The 17,624-nt window shown below is 67.6% G+C and carries 16 protein-coding genes; 6 read left to right on the top strand and 10 right to left on the bottom strand.

Annotation, left to right across the window (positions count from 1 at the left end):
• The first annotated feature begins 66 nt into the window (after positions 1-66).
• Positions 67-948, top strand: coding sequence for a manganese catalase family protein (locus ALSL_RS00150; RefSeq protein WP_126535514.1), 882 nt, complete (start codon positions 67-69; stop codon positions 946-948).
• 46 nt (positions 949-994) lie between these two features.
• Here ALSL_RS00150 and ALSL_RS00145 read toward each other — a convergent pair whose 3' ends face one another.
• From ALSL_RS00145 to ALSL_RS00130, 4 genes are read right to left on the bottom strand one after another with little or no spacing between them, the layout of a single operon-like run.
• Positions 995-2,089 carry a PQQ-dependent sugar dehydrogenase gene (locus ALSL_RS00145; RefSeq protein ID WP_126535512.1) on the bottom strand — a complete coding sequence of 365 codons (1,095 nt, stop codon included), beginning with the start codon at positions 2,087-2,089 and terminating at the stop codon, positions 995-997.
• Positions 2,090-2,136: 47 nt separating this feature from the next.
• Positions 2,137-3,168 carry a YheT family hydrolase gene (locus ALSL_RS00140; RefSeq protein ID WP_126535510.1) on the bottom strand — a complete coding sequence of 344 codons (1,032 nt, stop codon included), beginning with the start codon at positions 3,166-3,168 and terminating at the stop codon, positions 2,137-2,139.
• Entirely contained in the window at positions 3,165-3,974 is an 810-nt protein-coding gene (locus ALSL_RS00135; protein ID WP_126535508.1) for a lysophospholipid acyltransferase family protein, read from the bottom strand. The genes ALSL_RS00140 and ALSL_RS00135 overlap by 4 nt, the downstream gene beginning before the upstream one ends.
• A 42-nt stretch (positions 3,975-4,016) precedes the next feature.
• Entirely contained in the window at positions 4,017-4,487 is a 471-nt protein-coding gene (locus ALSL_RS00130) for an Lrp/AsnC family transcriptional regulator (RefSeq protein WP_126535506.1), read from the bottom strand.
• Between the two features lie 138 nt (positions 4,488-4,625).
• Here ALSL_RS00130 and phhA point away from each other — a divergent pair, with 138 nt between their 5' ends.
• Entirely contained in the window at positions 4,626-5,519 is an 894-nt protein-coding gene (gene phhA / locus ALSL_RS00125; protein ID WP_126535504.1) for a phenylalanine 4-monooxygenase, read from the top strand.
• A gap of 28 nt (positions 5,520-5,547) precedes the next feature.
• Here phhA and ALSL_RS00120 read toward each other — a convergent pair whose 3' ends face one another.
• Positions 5,548-6,471, bottom strand: a complete 924-nt coding sequence (locus tag ALSL_RS00120; protein WP_126535502.1) for a 3-hydroxyacyl-CoA dehydrogenase family protein — start codon at positions 6,469-6,471, stop codon at positions 5,548-5,550.
• 229 nt (positions 6,472-6,700) lie between these two features.
• Between ALSL_RS00120 and ALSL_RS00115 the strand changes: the two genes are divergently transcribed.
• The gene (locus ALSL_RS00115; RefSeq protein WP_126535500.1) at positions 6,701-7,312 is read left to right on the top strand and encodes an OmpW/AlkL family protein; all 612 of its coding nucleotides are present in this window, start codon (positions 6,701-6,703) and stop codon (positions 7,310-7,312) included.
• Between the two features lie 48 nt (positions 7,313-7,360).
• Here the strand turns inward: ALSL_RS00115 and ALSL_RS00110 are convergent, their stop codons facing one another.
• Positions 7,361-8,056 (bottom strand): RES family NAD+ phosphorylase, encoded by a 696-nt coding sequence (locus ALSL_RS00110; RefSeq protein ID WP_126535498.1) that lies wholly within the window; start codon positions 8,054-8,056, stop codon positions 7,361-7,363.
• 58 nt (positions 8,057-8,114) lie between these two features.
• On the bottom strand, positions 8,115-8,516 hold the full coding sequence (locus tag ALSL_RS00105) for an MbcA/ParS/Xre antitoxin family protein (protein WP_126535496.1): 402 nt from the start codon (positions 8,514-8,516) through the stop codon (positions 8,115-8,117).
• Between the two features lie 253 nt (positions 8,517-8,769).
• On the opposite strand from ALSL_RS00105, the gene ALSL_RS00100 reads away from it, so the two are divergent.
• A complete protein-coding gene (locus tag ALSL_RS00100) occupies positions 8,770-9,039 on the top strand; it encodes a DUF1161 domain-containing protein (RefSeq protein ID WP_126535494.1) in 270 nt (89 codons plus the stop codon).
• A 98-nt stretch (positions 9,040-9,137) separates the two neighbouring features.
• Positions 9,138-10,826 (top strand): ABC1 kinase family protein, encoded by a 1,689-nt coding sequence (locus ALSL_RS00095; RefSeq protein ID WP_126535492.1) that lies wholly within the window; start codon positions 9,138-9,140, stop codon positions 10,824-10,826.
• A gap of 4 nt (positions 10,827-10,830) precedes the next feature.
• On the opposite strand, the gene ALSL_RS00090 is transcribed toward ALSL_RS00095, so the two are convergent.
• The 3 genes from ALSL_RS00090 to ALSL_RS00080 all read right to left on the bottom strand — a co-directional run bounded on the left by ALSL_RS00090 (position 10,831) and on the right by ALSL_RS00080 (position 15,476).
• Positions 10,831-11,910 (bottom strand): PA0069 family radical SAM protein, encoded by a 1,080-nt coding sequence (locus ALSL_RS00090; RefSeq protein WP_126535490.1) that lies wholly within the window; start codon positions 11,908-11,910, stop codon positions 10,831-10,833.
• Positions 11,911-12,312: 402 nt separating this feature from the next.
• Positions 12,313-13,971: an MFS transporter gene (locus ALSL_RS00085; protein ID WP_126535488.1), complete on the bottom strand. Its 1,659-nt coding sequence runs from the start codon at positions 13,969-13,971 to the stop codon at positions 12,313-12,315.
• A gap of 65 nt (positions 13,972-14,036) precedes the next feature.
• The gene (locus tag ALSL_RS00080; protein WP_126535486.1) at positions 14,037-15,476 is read right to left on the bottom strand and encodes a hypothetical protein; all 1,440 of its coding nucleotides are present in this window, start codon (positions 15,474-15,476) and stop codon (positions 14,037-14,039) included.
• Positions 15,477-15,666: 190 nt separating this feature from the next.
• Between ALSL_RS00080 and acs the strand changes: the two genes are divergently transcribed.
• Entirely contained in the window at positions 15,667-17,607 is a 1,941-nt protein-coding gene (gene acs, locus ALSL_RS00075) for an acetate--CoA ligase (RefSeq protein ID WP_126535484.1), read from the top strand.
• Positions 17,608-17,624: the final 17 nt, after the last annotated feature.

Genomic DNA, 17,624 nt, shown 5'->3' with positions numbered 1-17,624 from the left:
GGCGAGGCGGCTCGATTCCCCACGGCCGCGTCGCCTTCCGCTTTTCACCGACGACAAGGAGCCTTCATGTTCGCTCACAACAAACGCCTGCAATACACGGTGAGAGTATCCCGGCCCGATCCGGCCCTGGCCAACCTGCTGCTCGAACAATTCGGTGGGCCGCAGGGCGAGTTGGCCGCCGCGGTGCGCTATTTCAGCCAGGCCATGGCCGAGGACGATCCGGGCCGCAAGGACATGCTGCTGGACATCGCCACCGAGGAGCTCAGCCATCTGGAAGTCATCGGCACCATCGTGGCCATGCTCAACAAGGGCGCCAAGGGCAAGCTCGCCGAAGGCGTGGAGGAGCAGGCGCAGCTCTTCCGCGAACTGCAGGGGGCCGGCAACGATTCGCACGTCACCCAGATCCTCTACGGCGGCGGGCCGGCGCTGACCAACTCGGCCGGGCAGCTGTGGACGGCCGGCTATATCGAGAACATCGGCGAGCCGACCGCGGACCTGCGCACCAACATCGCCGCCGAGGCCCGCGCCAAGATCATCTACGAGCGGCTGATCAACGTGACGCCCGATCCGGGCATACGCGACGCACTCGGTTTCCTGATGACGCGCGAGATCGCCCACCAGCAGTCGTTCGAAAAGGCGCTCTATGCGATCCAGCCCAATTTCCCACCCGGCAAGCTGGCTGGCAAAGCGGAGTTCGCCAATATGTACATCAACACCTCGCAGGGCGAGGGCGACATGCGCGGTTCGTGGAACAGCGACGACAACTTCAATGTCGTCAGCGACCGCGAACGCATGCTCGGCATGGACGGCGGCAGCGGCATGCCCGAGGTACGGCTGCCTGCGGAAGAACAGGCGATGCTGGAACGGATGGCCAAACGCACGCTTTCCGATCCGTCGGTCAATCCGACCACCGGCGCCGAACTCGGCCTCGGCAAGGGCAAGAAGTGATCGACGACTGATCCGCAGCGGCCAGGCGCGCTGCGGATCGGTTTTTTCAGGGCCGGTAGTCGATCCGGTAGATCGCGCCAGTGAGATCGTCGCTGACCAGCAGACTGCCGTCGCCGAGCACCAGGACGTCGGCGGGTCGACCGAGGGCCTTCTCCTCACGGACGAAGCCGATCAGGAAGGGCTCGGGCGGCAGCGCGCGACCATGTTCGAAGCGCACCACGACGACCTGATAGCCGGCCTTGCGGGTACGGTTCCATGAGCCGTGTTCGGCGATGAAGATCGCGCCGCGATAGCGGGGCGGAAACCTCGTCCCGGTATAGAAGCGCATGCCGAGCGCGGCCACGTGCGCGCCGAGCTTGAGCACCGGCGGCGTGTAGTCCCGGCAATCCTTTCCGCGCCCGAACTCGGGATCGGGCGTGTCGCCCTGATGGCAATACGGATAGCCGAAGTGCTGCCCGGGGCGGTCGATGCGATCGAGCTCGTCGCTGGGCAGATCATCGCCCATGAGGTCGCGGCCGTTGTCGGTGAACCACAGTCGTCCCGTCTCGGGCTGCCAGTCGAAACCGACCGTGTTGCGGATGCCCAGCGCCACGTCCTGCCAGCCGCTGCCGTCCGGCCGCATGCGGATCAGTTTGCCGTGGTCGGGGCCGGGATCGCAGATGTTGCATGGCGCGCCGATCGGCACGTAAAGCGCCCCGTCCGGACCGAAGGCGATGAACTTCCAGCCGTGGTGGGTCTCGCCGGGCAGGCGGTCGGTGACGAGCTCGGGCGCGGGCGGATCGTCCAGATGCCGCTCGATGTCGCGCAACACGTAGATGCGGCTCACCGCCGAAACGTACAGGTCGCCGTCGTGGAAGGCCACGCCGACCGGCAGCTGCAGGCCGCGCGCGATCACCCGCACCCGCTCGGCGACGCCATTGTGGTCGGCATCGGTCAGCGCATAGACCTCGCCCTTCGTCGAGCCGACGAACACCGTGCCTTGCGCGCCCTGCGCCATTTCGCGTGCCCCCGGCACGGACTCGGCATATACCGTCAGCCCGAATCCCGGCGGCAGGGCCAAGCCCGTGGGTACGCCGGCCGCGGCGACATGCGCCAGCAGCAGGCACACACCGGCAAAGAGGGCATGGGGTTTGCAGCGCATGCGGTTCTCCTTTTTCGAAGCCGGTCGGCCGGCCTCGTGAGAGCGGATCAGGTCGCGCGCCGACCCCCGGGCCAGTCACAGGCGGCGATGGCATTGAAACGCGCGGCGATGTAGTCGTCCGTGAAACTGGTCATGTCGCGGCCGCGGATGAAACCGCAATGACCACCGTAGCGGGCGATGTCCAGTTCCACCTGCGGCGGCAGTTCGAGCCGCTCGAAATCGGCGACCGGAATGATCGGATCGTCCCGCGCGGTGAGGATGGTGGCGGGAATGGAAAGCGCGCGGAGCCGCGCGCCGGCCACCGAATAGCCTTCCAGGTACGCCTCCAGCGAGGCGAAGTCGGTGTGCCGCCTGACCAGCGCGGCGGTGAGTCCGCGCAGATCCTGCTTGAGTTCGGCCAGCTCGAAATAGGTGTGCCCGGGAAACAGCGCCTGCTTGGCGCGCAACGACTGGCGCCACTTGCGCATGAAATAGGCGTGGTAGAACCACGGCGCCTGCCGTTCCAGGGCGAACAGCCCCTCGGCCGGATCGATGATCGGACACACCGCCAGCGCGTAGGCCAGCGGCACGCCGGCGGCCGGCGCGGCCAGCGCCGCGCGCAACGCGAAATTGCCGCCGAGCGAGAACCCGGCGAGCGCCAGCGGCCGGGTCGGCCAGCGCCGCGCGATGTCGGCGAGCGCATGCACCACCTCGTCGAGCCGGCAGGAATGGAACAGCGCCTCGTTGAGGCCGTGGCTGTCGCCGTGATCGCGGAAGTTGAGCCGGAACACGTCCCAGCCGTCCCTGAGCAGGCGGCTGCCGGTCTGCAGCACATAGGTCGAATCGATGCTGCCTTCCCAGCCGTGGAACAACACGGCCAGCCCGCGCGGCGAAGCCTGGATCTGCTGCGCGGTGAACGCGCCGGTCAGCCGCACGCCCTCGCCGCCGTCCACGGTGACCGGCACCGCGTCCTGCTGGACCTGCCGCGCCGCGCGGGGCAGCAGCCGCCGGCGCACGCCACTGGAAGACAGCATGGTCTGCAGATGGCCGCTGGTCAGCGGCCAGGGCGGACGGAAATCCTCACCGCGCGGCAGCTTCATGCCGCCGGCATCTCCGCAGGATCGGCGAGCGCGGCGGCGATGCGCTCACGGGCCAGATCGGCCATCCGCCGCCGCCCCTCGGCCAGGGCCGGCACCGGGGCCAGGAAATGCACCTCGGCATCCAGCGGCGCCTCGCCCAGCACACGCCAGAAGTTGGCCATGAAGCTCTCGTGCTCGCGAAAACCGACGTCGATCACGCGCCGGCCGCCGCGCGAAAAGCGCAGCGCCACCGGCTGCACCGGCACGCCGGCATCGATCGCGGCCTGGAAGATGCGCGCATGGAACACCTTGAGGTGGCCATCGTGGCTGGTGCCGCCTTCCGGAAACACCGCCACCGAACGTCCCGCGTGCAGACGCTCGACCATGATCTGCATCACCGCCGCCAGCGAATGGTTGCTGCCGCGGCGATGGAAGATGGTGCCGCCGTTGGCGGCCAGCCAGCCGACCAGCGGCCAGCGCGCGATCTCGGCCTTGGCCACGAAACAGGCCGCGCGCTGGGCATGCAGAAGCTCGATGTCGAGCCAGGAGGTGTGGTTGGCGACGAACAGCACCGGATCGGGCAGCGGCTGGCCGAAGCGCACCGCGCGCATGCCGAAGATGCGCAGCAGCACGGTCGACCACCAGCGGATCATCCGGTGCACGAAAGGCTCGCGGCCGTCCTGCATCACCCGGTCGCGATTCCAGGTCAGGATGGTCGCGCACAGGACCACGCCGAGCAGCGCATGCGCGATCAGCCAGGGCACGCGCCACAGATAGCGCAGCGGGCGCCACGGATCGCGGCCGGAGGGTACGGAGGGGGTATTCATCGCTCGGGCAAGTCTAACGGCAAGGCGATGCCCGCGGCGGCATCAGGACGGCGGCAGCGGCAGGCCCGGCGCGCATTTGACCGTACGCAGCACGAAGCTGGAATTGACGTCCGCCACGCCCGCCTCGTTCAACAACCGGTCGAGCAGAAAGCGGGAGAAATGCGCAAGGTCGGTCACGTACACCTGCAGCAGATAGTCCATGTCGCCGCTCAGCGCATGGCAGGCCACCACCTCGTCCCAACCGGCAAGGCGTTCGACGAAACGGGCGATGGCCTCGCCCTCGTGCCGGGCAAGCTGCACGCGCACGAAAGCCTGCAGCCCGAGGCCGACGGCCTCCGGGGCGATGCGGGCGGCATAGCCGACGATCACGCCGGCGGCCTCCAGGCGCTGTACGCGCCGCAGACAGGCCGAGGGCGACAGGTTGACGCGTTCGGCCAGCTCGGCCTGGGTGATGCGCCCCTCGGCCTGCAGGATGGCGAGCAGGCGCAGGTCGGTGCGGTCGAGGCTCTGCACGGCAATTTTCTGTCAATCCATGGTCGATGAGCGCAAGTATAGTGCGCCATGGGCCGATATTTGCACAGTAAATGCACGCCATTGCCACCTGAAGCGCACTATGCTTGCGCAATACAAGGCCGTCAGGAGCCCGCTGCCATGTCGACGCCGAGCCAGCGCAGGGTGGAACACCAGCAGACCGACCGCGGTTATGTGCCGGTCTACGCCACCGGCGTGGTGGAACAGCCGTGGGCCGATTACTCGCCCACCGATCATGGCGTCTGGGATGCGCTGTTTCGCCGCCAGTGCGAACTGCTGCCCGGGCGCGCCTGCCGCGAGTTCCTCGATGGTGTCACCCGCTTCGGCCTGGGCGATGGCGGCATTCCGAAGTTCTCCGAACTCAACCGGGTGCTGGGCCGGTCCACCGGCTGGACACTGGTGGCGGTGGAAGGCCTGCTGCCCGATGAGGTGTTCTTCGATCACCTGGCCCACCGTCGCTTTCCGGTGACCTGGTGGATCAGGAAGCCCGAGCAGCTCGATTACCTCTCCGAGCCCGACCTCTTCCATGACCTCTTCGGCCACGTGCCGCTGCTGCTCAATCCGGTGTTCGCCGACTACATGCAGGCCTACGGCCAGGGCGGCATGAAGGCCTTCGCCATCGGTCGCGAGGCACTCACCCTGCTGACCCGGCTGTACTGGTACACGGTGGAATTCGGGCTGATCCGCACCGATGAGGGCCTGCGCATCTATGGCGCCGGCATCGTCAGCTCCAAGGGCGAATCCATCTACAGCCTGGAATCGCCCGCGCCCAACCGCATCGGTTTCGATCTCGAACGGGTCATGCGCACGCGTTACCGCATCGACAGCTACCAGCAGACCTATTTCGTGATCGACGACTTCGAGCAGCTGTTCGCGGCGACGCGACCGGATTTCACCCCGCTCTACGCACGTCTTGCCGCACAGCCGCCGCTTGCCGCCGCCGACGTGCTGGCGACCGATCACGTGTACCAGCGCGGTACCCGCGTGGGCTTCGCCGCCGGCAGCGACACCTGACCGGCCCGCACCGCCGTCAGCGCCGGGCCTAGGGCTTGAGCCCGTGGCGCAGCAGATGGAGGCGCCGTTGCGCGATGCGCTCGCGCCGCGCGTCGTCCCAGCGGTAGAAGCCTTCGCCGCTGCGCACGCCGGTCTTGCCTTCGCGCACTTTCCGCTCGAGCAGGTCCAGCCCGTCGGTGCCCTGTGCCAGTCGCGGCAGCAGGTGACGGGCGATGTCGGCGAAGGTATCGAGGCCGCCCATGTCGGCGCCTTCCAGCGGACCGACCATCCCATAGCGGCGGCCGAGCGAGGCGCGCACCACCCGGTCCACCGTGGCGGCATCGGCGATGCCGCTCTGCACGATGGCGAGCGCCTCGCGCAACAGGGCGAATTGCAGCCGATTGCCGATGAAACCCGGCACGGCCTTCTCCAGCACCACGGCCTCCAGCTGCATGCCGTCGAGCCAGCCGCGGACCTGCTCGAGCAAGGCGCGGTCGGTGGCACTGCCCGGCACCAGCTCCACCAGCGGAATGACATGCGGCGGGTTCCAGAAATGGGCGATCAGCAGCCGCTCGGGATGGCGCATGCGCGCGGCGAGCTCGTCCGGCGGCAGTCCGCTGGTATTGCTGGCGATGATCGCGCCGGCGTCGATCAGGGCTTCCAGCTCCGCATACAGCGCCTGCTTGAGCGGCAACCGCTCGGGCACCGCCTCGATCAGCCAGCCGGCGTCGGCCACGTCGGCCAGCCGCTCGGCCGTATCGAGACGGGCGAGCACGGCGTCGGTGTCCTGGGGATCGAACCGGCCAGCATCGGCGAGCTCGGCAAGGATGCCCCGCGCCGCCGCGGGAATCGCCTGCAAGCGCGCCGGATCGGGATCGAAAAGCCGCACGCCGTGGCCGTGGCGGGCGACATGCACGGCGATGCCGATGCCCATCAGCCCGGCGCCCAGGATCGCAGTGGAAGGTAGCTGCATGTCCATCCCTCGATTCCCATTGATCGCTGCCCGTTCGGCCGGCCGATGATCTCCCGGCACGGACCAAGCCGGCGCGCCTTTGCACACCCGTGCCGCTGTCCGAGGCCGCCGGCGCGGCGTCTCGTCGCAGGGACGTCAGCCTGGCGGGCAAACATGACCAGCGTCAATTAACGCAATGACAACCTTTTCAACAATGCCGTCCGCATCAATCCCAAATGGAACGAACCCCATGAAAACCAAGATCCTGCTGCCCCTACTTGCCGCCGCCTTCGGTTGTGCCGCGCTGCCTGCCGCCCATGCGGAGGACAACTGGGTGGTCCGCTTTGGCGCCCATGTCGTCGATCCCAAATCCGACAACGGTACCCTCGCCGGCATGAAGGCGCACATCAACAACGACACCAAGCCGAGCGCCAGTCTCGAATACATGTTCAACCCCAACGTCGGCCTGGACGTGCTGGCTGCGCTGCCGTTCAAGCACGACGTCAAGCTGAATGGCCAGAAGGCCGCCAGCACCAAGCACCTGCCGCCGACCATCGGCGTCAACTACCACTTCATGCCCGAGGCCCAGATCTCGCCGTTCGTCGGCGTGGGCGTCAACTACACCCACTTCTTCGACGAGAAGGGCCGCGGCATCCTCAAGGGCGCCAAGGTGCAGATCGATGACAGCTGGGGCGTCGCCGCGCATGCCGGCCTGGATTTCAAGCTGTCCGACAAGTGGCTGATCACCGCCGACGTGCGCTGGATCGATATCGAAAGCGACGTCAAGGTCGGCGGCGCCAAGGTCGGCAAGGCCAAGGTCGATCCGTGGGTCTACGGCCTGAGCTTCGGCTACCGCTTCTAAACAACGGATGAGAAAAACGCGGGGCACAGGGAAGTGTGCCCGCGAGCGTCAGCGCCGCCGCTCACGGGCGTTGACGGTGAGTACCTTGTCGATACGCGCACCATCCCAGCAATAACGCAGGTGTTCGGCCTGGATGCAGGGACCGACCACGTCCGGGTAGAAGGCGGCCACGCATTCGCCGCCCGGATCGCGCACGCTGTCATACACGATGCCATCCGAACCGCTCGCCCGCAGCCTGCGCGCGAGTGCGATGCTGGCCGTATAGACGTCCGGATCGTGCGCGGCCTTCCAGCCGCCGCGGATGTCGTGCAGACTGCCGTTCACGCGGGTGCGGTAACAGCGCATCTCCAGTTCGCAGGCCGGTTCGGCGGTAGCCGCGAGAAAACGCTCGCGGTGATAGACGGTTTCCTCGATGGCGGTCTCCAGCCGGTGGGCGGCGTAGAACACGCCCCAGCTGCCGTCCGAGAAACGACTCCCTTCCGGATTGAGATGCGTGAAGGCCGCCATCACCGGGGTCGATCCGGGCCCGCTGATGCGTCTTGCGGCGGGAATCAGTGCCAGTGCGCCGGCCTCCTCGCGCAGGCGCGGGTGGGTCATGGCCTCGAGGGCGAACACCGCGTCCAGATCGGCCGGATCGGCGATGCGGTCGAACACGCCCACCGGCGGAAACCGGCTCGAGACGATGCGCCAGGCCTGCTGCCAGCGGATGCGCCGCCGGGGCGGCTCGGGTGCTTGCGTATCCATGCCGGAAAGTATCCGCGCTGCCGGTATCGCCGGCCGCGACGGCGTGCATGCGCCGCGCTCAGCCCCAGCCGCGCTGGGCATCGAGATACTGGCGTACCACGTAGAGATCGGCCACGTTGCCCGAGAGCATGCGCTCCAGCGCCGAATGGCCGCCGAAAAGGCTGGCCTGATTGGGCTTGCGCAACCAGGCGTCGGCCTGTGCCGGATCGGGAAACAGAATCTGCAGATCCTTCCAGATGCCGAGCAGGTAGCTGATGCGCTCCAGGGTGTCGCGGCTGAGCGGCCCCTGCTGCAGCCGCTTCCACTTGTAGAAGGTGGATTCGGGCGGATCCCCGAGCAGGCGTCGCTGCTCGGCAGCGCGCAGTTTCCAGGCTTCGGCGAGACGGAAGAATGCCCGCAACCCGGGGGCGTCGAGCTGGCTGGAGGGGTCCTTGATCGCTACCCGCGTGGCGTGCGGCATGACGCTCTCGGTGAAGTGAGATTTGAATTTACTGCATACATGCAGTCCCCACAAGGCGCGGCGGTGCTGTGGATGGATACGAAACCATTCCCGATGGCCCGCTTCACTGGCCGCCTGCGCCGGCGTCATCGCACGCCCTCCGGGCTTCACATCGGCACCACCGTCGGCCGGCAACATGGTCGGCGCCCCGACGCGCAGGCGTGGCCTGCTGCGGAGCGTGCCATCCACCTGCCCACTGCCGGAGTCCCGAGTCATGAACAAACTGCCCGCGCTGCTCCTGGCCTCCCTGCTGCCCGTATTCGCCCATGCCTCGTGCGACGAAGTGAAGGCGCAGATCGACGCCAAACTGAAGGCCAAGAACATCCCGCATTACAGCCTGGAAGTGGTGCCCGCCGACCAGGCCGACGACAAGGACGGCAAGGTGGTCGGCAGCTGCGAAGGCGACAGCAAGAAGATCGTCTACACCCGCGGCGTGGACGATGAAGGCGGCCAGGCGCCGGCCTCGAGCCGTTCGAGCGGCTGACCTTCGCTGTCCAGGGCGACCGGGGTCTGTCCACGACCCCGGTCAGGCCCTGCCAATTTGAAAATCACTGCCGGGCGCCGAAGCGCGGAGACTTGAAGGTGAACGAAACCAGCCGTCTGTCCAGGTACGCGCAAATCGGTGCCTTCCTGCTGCGTTACCGCAAGGCCGGGCTGTTCAGCGGACTCGAGCTCGACCCGCAGGCCTCGCTGCTGGCCGACGAGACGATCGCGGCCGAGCCGGCGGGCCAGCCCGAAGCCTTCGTGCGCGATCTCGAGGCGTTGGGACCCACCTTCGTCAAGCTGGGCCAGCTGCTGTCGACCCGGCCCGACCTGGTGCCGCCCGCCTACATCGAGGCGCTCGAGCGCATGCAGGATGCGGTGTCGCCGGTGCCGGTGGAAGAGGTGCGCCGCATCATCGAGGAAGAGCTCGATGTGCGCATCAACACCCTGTTCGCGGATTTCGACGACGAGCCGCTGGCGGCCGGCTCGGTGGCACAGGTCCACGCGGCGCGCTTGCGCGACGGCCGCGAGGTGGTGCTCAAGGTGCAGCGCCCGCACATCGCGCAGACCCTGCGTGATGATCTGGCCATTCTCGAGCAGCTCGCCGGGGCCGCGGACCGGATGACCGACATCGGCCGTCGCTACGGTTTCACCGAGCTGGTCGGCGAGCTGCGGCACAGCCTGGCCAGCGAACTCAACTTCGAGCAGGAGGCGGACAACCTGCGCCGCTTCGCCCGCAACCTGCGCGACTACCCGCTGCTGTTCGTGCCCGCCCCGCTGGAGGATCTCAGTACCACGCGCGTGCTGACCATGCAGCGCGTGCACGGCATCAAGGTGACCCGCATTCCGCCGCTGCGGCGGCTGGAGCATCCGCTCAAGGAGCAAGCCCTGCAGCTGTTGCGCGCCTATCTGGACCAGGTCTTCGTGCACGGTTTGGTGCATGCCGACCCGCATCCCGGCAACGTGCTGCTGATGGATGACCACCGGCTGGCGCTGTTTGATCTCGGCATGGTCGCGCGGCTGGTGCCGCGCACCCGGCAGGCATTGCTCAAGCTGCTGCTCGGCGCGATTTCCGGTGACGGCGACCAGGTCGGCGAGATCAGCGAATCGCTGGGGACGCCGCTCGAAGACTTCCGCCATGGGCAGTACCGGCGACAGGTCGAGCAGCTGGTGGCCGCCTATGCCGGCACGGACCGCGATAACCAGCATCCTTCCGAGGGACGCCTGGTGCTGGAACTCACCCGCGTGGGCGCGGCCTGCGGGCTGCGTCCGCCGCCGGAACTCAGCCTGCTCGGCAAGACTCTGCTCAACCTGGAGGCGGTGACCTGCGCGCTCGATCCGGGCCTCAAGACCCGGGACGCGGTGGAGTCGCATCTGGAGCACGTGCTGCGCCGGCATGCGCTCGGCACGCTCAGCCCCTCCAATCTGGCCAGCGAATGGCTGGACCTGCAGGAACTGGCACGCCACACGCCGCAGCACGTCGCCGCGATTTTGCGCACCCTGGCCGAGAACCGCCTGCGCGTGCGCATCGACGGGCTCGAGGAATCGCGCATGATGGAAAGCCTGCAGAAGATTGCCAACCGCATCAGTGCGGGCGTGATCATGGCCGCGCTGGTGATCGCCGCGGCGCTCACTGCCCGCGTGCAGGGCGGGCCCACGGTATTCGGCCTGCCGGCGTTGTCCTTCCTATTCATCAGCGCCGGCCTGCTGCTCGGCGCGGGCCTGGCGATCAACGCCTGGCGCCGTGACCGCAAGATCGAACGCGCGGCAGACCGCAACGCCGACTGAGCAGTCAAAACAGCTCGCCCTGCGGCGAGGCCTTGCGTGGCGGCATGAAATCACCGCTGTTGAGTGCCGGCGGCGCGCCGTAGCCGAGCCGGCGCGCCGTCTTGGCGAAGCGCTGCGCGATGAGCTGGGCGAACGGACCTTCGCCGCGCATGCGCGTGCCGAAGGCGCTGTCGTAGTCCTTGCCGCCGCGCATCTGCCGGATCAGGCTCATCACGTGCTCGGCGCGGTCGGGGAAATGGATGCCGAGCCATTCGCGCCAGATGTCCTTGAGCTCGTGCGGCAGGCGCAGCAACACGTAGCCGGCCGAGCGCGCGCCGTGCTCGTAAGCGGCTTCCAGGATGGCCTCCAGTTCGCGGTCGGTGATCATCGGGATCACCGGCGCGACCATCACGCCGACCGGCACGCCGGCCGCGCTCAGGCGCTCGATGGCGCGCAGCCGCGCGTGCGGCGCGCTGGCCCGCGGCTCCATGCGCGAGGCGAGCGCGTTGTCGAGCGTGGTCACCGAGAAATGCACGCTGACCAGGCCGCGCCGCGCCATCTCGGCGAGCAGGTCGAGATCGCGTTCGATCAGCGCGCTCTTGGTGACGAAGCTGACCGGGTGGTTCGTCTCGGCGAACACTTCCAGGCATTGCCGGGTGACGCGGTAGCGCCGCTCGATCGGCTGATAGGCGTCGGTGTTGATGCCGAGCGCGATCGGGCTGCAGCGGTAACCGGGCCTGGCCAGCTCCTCGCGCAGCCGCGCGGCGGCGTTGGTCTTGGCGAAGAGCTTGGTCTCGAAGTCGAGCCCCGGCGAGAGATCGAGATAGGCGTGGCTCGGCCGCGCGAAGCAGTACACGCAGCCGTGCTCGCAGCCCTTGTACGGATTGACCGACTGCGAGAAGCCGACGTCGGGCGAATCGTTGCGGCTGATGACACTGCGCGCGATGTCCTCGCGCACTTGCGTAGGCAGGCGCGGCGCGGCTTCTTCCTCGTGATGCCAGCCGTCGTCCTCGGCCTGGTAGGTGCGCCGCTCGAAGCGGCCGACGGTGAAGGACGCGGCGCCACGGCCCTTGATGCGCCGGGCGGGTTTCTCGATCTCGGACATGCTTTCCAGCCTACGCCGATGCCGTCGCAGCAACCAAGACACGCGCGGCAAGGCTCGGTGGATGCGCAGCCGGCGAGCAGCCAGCCGTAGCGGCCCGCATCGGGATCGGTCCATATCACCATCAGGAAGAGCTCGCGGACCTGGTCGACCGCCAGTACCAGGGTGCCGGCCACGGCCAGGATCAAGAGCGGCACCCGCACCGGCTTCACATGATCGAGCAGCAGTGCCGGCCAGGCGAGTGGCCGCGACGATGGGCGATTCTGCGGGAGAGATGACGACACGTTCGCACTCCGTCAGAAGGCGATCGTAGGTCGTCCGCGCGGCGCGTTTCCGCTACCGCACGCACAGCACCGCATCCCGGTGCGACGCTGCACGGAACGCGCCGCACGGGGAAACGGATGATCAGCCGACGATGTCCACGTCGCGGGTCTCGCGGACGAACAGCCCGCCGATCACGCAGGTCATCAGCGCGATCACCACCGGATACCACAGCCCCGCGTAGAAGTTGCCGGTGGCGGCGACGATGGCGAAGGCCACCGGTGGCAGGAAACCGCCGAACCAGCCGTTGCCGATGTGGTAGGGCAGGCTCATCGAGGTGTAGCGGATGCGGGTGGGAAACATCTCCACCAGCCAGGCCGCGATCGGGCCGTACACCATGGTCACGTAGAGCACCAGCACGGTGAGCAGCAACCACACCATGACGTAGTTGATCCGCGCCGGATCGGCCTTGGCCGGGTAACCGGCGGCGCTGAGCACGGCACCGAGCTGGTCGGCGAAGGCCTTGCTGCGGGCCTGGAATTCCGCCTTGGGCAAGCCGCCGCCTTCGAACGCGGTGATCTCGTGCTCGCCCACCCGCACCACGGCCAGCGTGCCGGCCGGCGCGGCCTCGTTGCGATAGGGCACGCCGCGCTTGGTGAGCACGCTCTTGGCCACGTCGCAGGAGCTGGTGAACGTCTTGGTGTTGGCAAGGTCGATCTGCAGGCTGCACGAGGCCGGGTCGGCCTTGACCGTCACCGGCGCGGCGGCGGCGGCGGCTTCGATCGCCGGGTTGCCGAAGTGGGTCAGGCCCTTGAAGATCGGGAAATAGGTGAGCGCGGCCAGCAGGCAGCCGGCCAGCACCACCGGCTTGCGGCCGACACGATCGGAAAGCCAGCCGAAGAACACGAAGAACGGCGTGGCGGCCAGCAGCGCGGTGGCGACCAGTAGCTGGGTGGTGGTGGCGTCGATCTTCAGTATCGAGCCCAGGAAATACATGGCGTAGAACTGCCCGCAATACCACACCACCGCCTGTCCCGCGGTGGCGCCCAGCAAGGCCAGGATCACCAGCTTGAGGTTGTCCCAGCGCAGGAACGCCTCGGTCAGCGGCGCCTTCGAATGCTTGCCCTCGGCCTTCATCTGCTGGAACACCGGCGACTCGTTGAGCTGCATGCGGATGTAAACCGATACCGCCAGCAGCACCGCCGAGATCAGGAACGGCACCCGCCAGCCCCAGACGTCGAAGCGCGCGCCCAGCCACAGCTTGCAGCCGAGGATCACCAGCAGCGACAGGAACAGGCCGAAAGTGGCGGTGATCTGGATGAAGCTGGTGTAGAGCCCGCGCTTGCCCGGCGGCGCATGCTCGGCCACGTAGGTCGCCGCGCCGCCGTATTCGCCGCCGAGCGCCAGGCCCTGCAACAGGCGCAGCGCGATCAGCAGCACCGGCGCGGCCACGCCGATCGAGGCATAGCCCGGCAACGCGCCGACCAGAAAGGTGGAAAAGCCCATGATCAGGATGGTGATCAGGAAGGTGTACTTGCGGCCGACCAGGTCGCCCAGCCGGCCGAACACCAGCGCGCCGAACGGACGCACGGCGAAGCCCGCGGCGAAGGCGAGCAGCGAGAACACCATCTGGCTGGCCTCGTTGAGCGCGGAGAAGAACTGCTTGCCGATGACGGCGGCGAGCGACCCGTACAGATAGAAGTCGTACCACTCGAAGACGGTGCCCAGACTCGAGGCCAGGATCACGCGCCGATGACTGACGTCCAGCGCCGGCGCGCCGGCGGCGTTTGCGGTATTCGCCATGGTTCCCCCCTTTTCGCTTGGATGACGATGCGCGGCGCCGCCATCGGGCGCCGCGCACCGGGCCGTCAGAACCGGTACAGCGCGCTCAGATTGATCTGGTTGCCGTCGGTGGTCTCTTCGCCGTTACCCTTGTTGGTGTCGAGCTTGTCGTGCATGACTTCCAGCCCGAAGGCGAAGCTGGTCGCGTCATACAGCAGGCTGAGCGCCGCCTGGCGGTTGCGGACGAAACCATTGGAGCCATAGCCCAGCCACCGGATCACGTCGTCCTTGTTCGGCTTGACCACCGCAGCGGTGGCGTTGAGGCTCCATACCGGCGTGAAGTTGTAGGACACCTGCAGGAAGCCGCCCTTCTCCTTGATGTCGCCGAACTGCGAGAGGGCGCCGAAGGTCTGGCCCAGCGCCTTGCCGGTATAGGCCTGGCCTTTCAATGTCCACGGACCGGGCTTCCACTGGCCACCGAGTTCGAAGGCGGTGCTGGTGAGCTTGTCGCGTATCGGCGTCGGCGCGGTGCCCTGGGTGCCGCGCAGGTCGACGGTCGCGTAGTGACCCACGGCATAGGCCAGCCAGCCCTTGCCCTGCACGTGCAACCGCGCCTCGATCTGCGGGCGGAAGTCCGCGTTGCCGGCGCTCAAGAAATCGGTGTTGTTGTCCGGGCCGCTCCAGTTGCCGTCGAAGGCGCCGACGTCCAGCCGCCATTTCGGGCCATCCCCGCCGCGATTGAGATCCTGCATCCATACCGCGCCCGCATAGCGCCAGCCGAGAATGCCGGTGGAGAAGCCGAGTGGAAAGGCGATGTGGGCGAGCGATACCGGCAGGTTGTCCAGCGGGGTCAGCAGGTTCCATTGCTGGCCGATGCGCACCACGCTGCCGTTCTCCGGATTGGTGAGGTCGATGTAGGCCTGGCGCAGGCGCGGCGTGGTCTGCTGGCGGGCATAGGGGCCGGTGCCGTTGAAGCCGCCGAAGAAATCCATTTCCAGATGCCCGCCGCCGCTCCAGCCACCGCCCAGCTGGGGACCGGTCATGTCGAACCAGAAGCGGGTGTTGCGCACGTCGATGCCGCTCAGCGAACCGCTCTTGCCGGCGATCGGGTACTCGGCATTCTGGCCGTTGCCGAAGCCGAAGCGGCGGTTTTCGCCGAATGCGGTGGCGCTCAACAGGCCATGGAAGGCCACCGACACGCCCGGAGCGGTACTGAACTGCGACTTGGCGGGCGGCGGCAGCGCGGCAACCTTGGTCTGGGTCGCCTCGGCGGTGGCCTGCGCCGCCTGCGCGGTCTGGCTGGCCTGCACGGTCGTCTGTTTCTGTTCCTGGATCATGGCCTTCAGCTCGGCCAGTTCCTGTTCGAGCTGGTTGACCCGTGCCTCGAGCTGCTGCTCGTGGGTGGTGGTCGCCGCGTGCTTTTTCTTGCTCTGGTCGACCGCCGCCGGCGCCGCGAGTGACACCCCGAGCAGTCCGCAGGTGATGCTGATCGCGAGCAGCCTGCGTCGGCGCACTTGCCTGTTCATGGCCATCGATTGCCCTCCCTTCCCCAAAAGACCGATGCGGGCCGAGCATGGGCATGCTGCGGCGCGACCGGCTATTGGCGAATGGTCGATGCTCGACCAAAGTCGATCATCGCCACTTCCGTGGCCCCGCAAAGCCTGCGGCTAAACTCGAAGCAGACGCGTTTTCTCAAAGGATCGCCAGGAGATCGCCATGAGCCATGTCTATCCGGTCAAACCCGAATTCGCCGCCAAGGCCCGCATCCGCAAGGACGACTACCGGCGCCTGTACGAGGAGTCGATCCGCGACCCCGAAGGCTTCTGGGCCAGGATCGCGACGCGGCTGGACTGGACGCGTCAGCCGACCCGCATCAAGGACGTCTCCTACGACGCCAAGGACCTGCACATCCGCTGGTACGAGGACGGCCAGCTCAACGTCGCCGCCAACTGCCTGGACCGGCATCTGGCCGAGCGCGGCGAGAAGACCGCGATCATCTTCGAGGGCGACGACCCGAACGAGTCGCGCCGCCTGAGCTATCGCGAGCTGCATGCGGAGGTGTGCAAGTTCGCCAACACGTTGAAGCACCTGGGCGTGGCCAAGGGCGACCGTGTGGCGATCTACCTGCCGATGATCCCCGAGGCCGCGGTGGCGATGCTCGCCTGCGCGCGCATCGGCGCGATTCATTCGGTGGTGTTCGGCGGCTTCTCGCCCGACTCGCTGGCCGGGCGCATCGCCGACTCGCAATGCAAAGTGGTGGTGACCGCCGACGAGGGCGTGCGCGGCGGACGCAGGATTCCGCTCAAGGCCAACGTCGACGCCGCGCTGGAGCGCCCCGGCACCAGCAGCGTGGAAACCGTGGTCGTGGTGCGCCGCACCGGCGGCGCGGTGCCGATGCAGTCGCCGCGCGACCGCTACTGGCACGTGCTGACGGAAGGCCAGAGCGCCGACTGCCCGGCCACGCCGGTGGAGGCCGAGCATCCGCTGTTCATCCTCTACACCTCCGGCTCCACCGGCAAACCCAAGGGCGTGCTGCACACCTCGGGCGGCTATCTCGTCTATGCCAGCTACACGCACGAATGCGTGTTCGACCTGCGCGAGGACGACATCTACTGGTGCACCGCCGACGTCGGCTGGATCACCGGCCACAGCTACGTCGTCTATGGCCCGCTCGCCAACGGCGCGACCACGCTGATGTTCGACGGCGTGCCCAACTACCCGGACGTGAGCCGCTTCTGGCAGGTCATCGACAAGCACCAGGTGACGATCTTCTACACCGCCCCGACCGCGATCCGCGCGCTGATGCGCGAGGGCGAGGCGCCGGTGAAGCGGTGCTCGCGCGCGTCGCTGCGCCTGCTGGGTTCGGTGGGCGAGCCGATCAATCCGGAAGCCTGGGAGTGGTATTACCGCGTGGTCGGCGACGAACGCTGCCCGATCGTGGACACCTGGTGGCAGACCGAGACCGGCGGCATTCTGATTTCGCCGCTGCCCGGCGCGACTGACCTCAAACCCGGCTCGGCCACGCTGCCGTTCTTCGGTATCAAGCCGGCGCTGGTCGACGCCGGCGGCAACGTGCTCGAAGGCGCCACCGCGGGCAACCTGGTGATCACCGATTCCTGGCCGGGCCAGATGCGCACCGTGTATGGCGATCATCAGCGCTTCATCGAGACCTATTTCAGCGCCTATCCGGGCATGTACTTCACCGGTGACGGCGCACGCCGCGACGAGGACGGCTATTACTGGATCACCGGCCGCGTCGACGACGTCATCAACGTCTCCGGCCATCGCATCGGCACCGCCGAGGTGGAAAGCGCGCTGGTCGCGCATCCGAAGGTGGCCGAGGCGGCGGTGGTGGGCTGCCCGCACGAGATCAAGGGCCAGGGCATCTACGCCTATGTCACCCTGATTGCCGGCGAGACCGGCAGCGAGGAGCTGCGCAAGGAACTCATCGCCTGGGTGCGCAAGGAGATCGGTCCGATCGCCACGCCCGACTACATCCAGTGGGCACCGTCGCTGCCGAAGACGCGCTCGGGCAAGATCATGCGCCGCATCCTGCGCAAGATCGGCGAGAACCAGCCCGACCAGCTCGGCGACATTTCCACCCTGGCCGACCCTTCGGTCGTCAAGACACTGGTTGATGAGCGGCTGATCAAATGACTGGCGAAGACACGCGG

It is taken from the genome of Aerosticca soli (assembly GCF_003967035.1).
Lineage (GTDB): Bacteria > Pseudomonadota > Gammaproteobacteria > Xanthomonadales > Rhodanobacteraceae > Aerosticca > Aerosticca soli.
The sequence above is the reverse complement of the archived record's forward strand: the minus strand, read 5'-3'. Positions and strand labels throughout refer to the sequence as shown.